The organism is Pseudomonas sp. PA15(2017) (genome assembly GCF_001945395.1).
Taxonomy (GTDB): Bacteria; Pseudomonadota; Gammaproteobacteria; order Pseudomonadales; family Pseudomonadaceae; genus Aquipseudomonas.
In genome coordinates this window covers 1-3,048 of the sequence record NZ_MSXV01000060.1, presented here as the reverse complement: position 1 = coordinate 3,048, position 3,048 = coordinate 1, and the positions used below count along the sequence as shown (strand labels likewise).

The window sequence follows — 3,048 nt, the reverse complement described above, 5'->3', positions numbered from 1 at the left end:
TAGCTGCGGTTTCTTGAGCTTTTTGTAATCCCGATAGTTTCGCTCTCAATGCGGCTTGAGCATTTGCATTTGTGGCTTCATTAGCTACAACGTTTCCTGTTGTCGCATTTCCTTTTGCCCCAACTGTATCACCCGACGCGAATTTCGTTGTCCAGGCGTCCAGGCCCAGACGCGGCGCGGCTTCCCAGCGCGTTACCCCAAGATGATGCTCGGTCGCCGCGTAAAATGGCCCCGACGCGACTTTCGGCGTTGCAAGCTGCACGCCCAGAACCGCCCAGGCCAGCAACAGCAGGCACAGCCAGAGCAGCGGATTTCCAGAGTGGATTCGATTCATGGACACGAGCTTAGCGGCCCGCCCGCCGTTGCGCAGCAAAAAACGCAAGCTCCCGGCCGGGGCGGCGGCGCAGCCGCCGTGCCGGGCGGGGGCCGACAAGCGCAGCGCGTTAGCCGCTTGGCCGGGCCGGCCAAGTGGGGGCGGTGGCCCGCCCCTCGTCTTCAGCGTGGTGCGTAGCCCGCTTCGGCCAGCGCTCGCTGGAGCTGGTTGATCGCCTCGATCATTTGCTGGGTTTCTCGATCATCCACCGCCAGGCTGCGGCAGTCGCTGTAGCTGATGCGCTTGACCAACTGGGCCAGGGCCCAGGCCAGGTTGCTGTCCAGTTCCAGCGACACCTTGCGCTTGAGGCGGGTCAGTTCGGCTTCGGGGATGCGGGCCATACGGGTTTCTCCAAAAAGCTGTCAAGACCTATTTGGTGTACGCGAATGGTACACTATATAGTACTATCGTCAATATCCGAATGATCCGAGGCTTAGCATCGTGACCTACCTACACCACTGGTTAACGGCCATGAGCTTTTCCCAACGTGTGGTCGAGCTGCGCAAACAACTCGGCCTGACCCAGCAAGCCCTCTCGGATGCAACAGGGATTCATGTACAGCAGATCAAGCGCTACGAAGCCGGTAGCTCACTACCTACCGCCGATGCCCTGAAAAAACTGGCCATCGCCCTGCAAGTCACTTCGGATTTTTTGTTGTTCGAGGCTAACGAGCGCGGCCCGGATGACCGCCTGCGCTATCAGTTCGAAGCGATTTCGCGCATGTCGGAGGAAGAACAGGAATTGGTGCGCGGCCTGCTCGATGCAGTGATCGTGAAACACCAGGTCGCTGGGGCCATTGCCCGCGTGGCAACACCGGCAACGAAGGGAAAGGAGTAAACGAAGAAGCGCGGGCCAACGGTGCGCGAACACCGAAAGCCCGCTAACCACAAGCAGCTAACAAGGAGCTGAATATGGCTAAAACCGATCATAGGCCAGCCGCGCCCAGAACTGAACGCTTCGCCACCGTCGCTGCCGATTACTACCTGCCGCTCGGGGAACCTGGACTCACAGCGGGGATCGGCTCATTCCGGGGATCAAGCTACGCGGCTACTGGCTGCAACGGGCCGGATTCCAGGTCAACGAGAAGATACGGATTCGGGTCATGCAAGGGTGTTTGGTGATTACGGCGGAGTGAAATAAATAGCCCCGGCAGTGCCGGGGCTATTGAAAACTACATCTGTCGAATCTCAGCCAGTAAATCCTGAAACTCTTTTTCTGTCATCTCAAACTCCGGCCCCTCTTCCATTGCTATCAACGATAACAGTGCCATATCTAAATCCTTTGTGAGAGAAAGCCCCGGATCTTGATAAATGCTAAATGCCTCTTTTGATATTTTAAAAATATCAAATCCACCAACAGCTATTCTTTCAAGCCTGTCGGCCACTACGTTCCCCGAACTCATTGCTGCCCCCAGCTCTTTAATTCTGCTCCAGTTGGGGGGTAATGCTGAGCATCAACCGGCTGCCCATTGATACTCTTTGGGTGGACACGAATTACAGACCCTGAATGGTCATAGCTTTCCATCCACTGTCTTGTATTGCCGGTTTTAGGATCAAGTTCCGTAACAAAAGAAGCGCCCCGAGTAGTTCCTTCTGTTCTAGCGGGAACCTCTTGTGTGTAGTACCGAACACGGCCATCAGGCAGCGTTTTAGTAATAGCTGCGGTTTCTTGAGCTTTTTGTAATCCCGATAGTTTCGCTCTCAATGCGGCTTGAGCATTTGCATTTGTGGCTTCATTAGCTACAACGTTTCCTGTTGTCGCATTTCCTTTTGCACCCGAACCACTCCCTTGCTGCCCACCCGATACAACTCCAACAGCTTTTCCGGCCACCTTCTTGGTCAGTGAACCAATCTCGCCAACAGCCAAGTCAATCAGGAAACGAGACGCCAGTACACCCCCATCGCCATCTAGATAGCCGTCCTCCCCTGCGGCGTATTGCTGCTTGGCATAGTCATGCTCCTCTTGAACAGCTTTTTTGTCCTCATCCCTCAGGCTTGCGGTCATGCCAACAGCAGCGCTGTCCTTTATCGCATCAATTTTATCGCCGAACATAGCGTTGATCAGTACATTACCTGCAAGACTGACAGCTGCTTTGGCTGGCCCCATAAAAACCTGCATGCCAAGCAGTGCAATCTGGGCCTCTGCAACCGGTAAAGTCCCAAGGTATTCACGGAAGTCGGCGATTTCTCTTAAAAATGCTTCCCCGCCCGAACGTGAAGCGTCATTGACCTTGGTCTTAGCTAGATTCAGAGTTCCACCAGCCGAAGTCTGCGCAGCAGACTCAGCTGATGTATTCGCGCCAACATCAGCGTCATAGACCTTGTTGTAGTTTTCCGCACTGTCAGCCCAAGAAACCAGATTTTCTAGTGTCTTGGGGGACAAGCCCTTCATTAGCTCCGGATCCAGGCCATTTCTGGCCAAGTTCTTAGCCATCGCCAAAGCCCGCTCATCGCCCAGTGATGCTCTCGCTGACGGTGGGATTTCCTCCACATTCACACGCTGTGCCTGCACCTCTCTCGCGACTTTCTCCGCAGCCGCTTGCGCAACAGCCGCCACCGCCTCCACAGACGACTTGGTCACATACAGATCCGTACGTTCCTCATCGTCACGAGTGATCTCATAGGCGTTGCTCACATCACGATTGAGGCCCTCTGTGGAGTCCTGCCCAGTCTGTG

Annotated in this window: 6 protein-coding genes; 2 read left to right on the top strand and 4 right to left on the bottom strand. The window is 55.1% G+C overall.

Annotation, left to right across the window (positions count from 1 at the left end; genetic code table 11):
- Positions 1-334, bottom strand: a 334-nt coding sequence (locus BVH03_RS26275; protein WP_218189576.1) for a hypothetical protein, incomplete at its 3' end; no start/stop codon positions are given.
- Between the two features lie 161 nt (positions 335-495).
- Positions 496-714 carry a hypothetical protein gene (locus BVH03_RS25280; RefSeq protein ID WP_075963768.1) on the bottom strand — a complete coding sequence of 73 codons (219 nt, stop codon included), beginning with the start codon at positions 712-714 and terminating at the stop codon, positions 496-498.
- A gap of 130 nt (positions 715-844) precedes the next feature.
- Between BVH03_RS25280 and BVH03_RS25275 the strand changes: the two genes are divergently transcribed.
- Positions 845-1,210, top strand: a complete 366-nt coding sequence (locus tag BVH03_RS25275; protein WP_075963767.1) for a helix-turn-helix domain-containing protein — start codon at positions 845-847, stop codon at positions 1,208-1,210.
- Positions 1,211-1,397: 187 nt separating this feature from the next.
- Complete coding sequence (locus BVH03_RS25270) at positions 1,398-1,508, top strand: SymE family type I addiction module toxin (RefSeq protein ID WP_075963816.1); 111 nt, start codon at positions 1,398-1,400, stop codon at positions 1,506-1,508.
- Between the two features lie 36 nt (positions 1,509-1,544).
- Here the strand turns inward: BVH03_RS25270 and BVH03_RS25265 are convergent, their stop codons facing one another.
- Positions 1,545-1,775: a hypothetical protein gene (locus BVH03_RS25265; protein ID WP_075963766.1), complete on the bottom strand. Its 231-nt coding sequence runs from the start codon at positions 1,773-1,775 to the stop codon at positions 1,545-1,547.
- Positions 1,772-3,048 (bottom strand): hypothetical protein (locus BVH03_RS26700; RefSeq protein ID WP_218189575.1); only part of this gene is annotated, 1,277 nt, incomplete at its 5' end. The genes BVH03_RS26700 and BVH03_RS25265, both read right to left, overlap by 4 nt.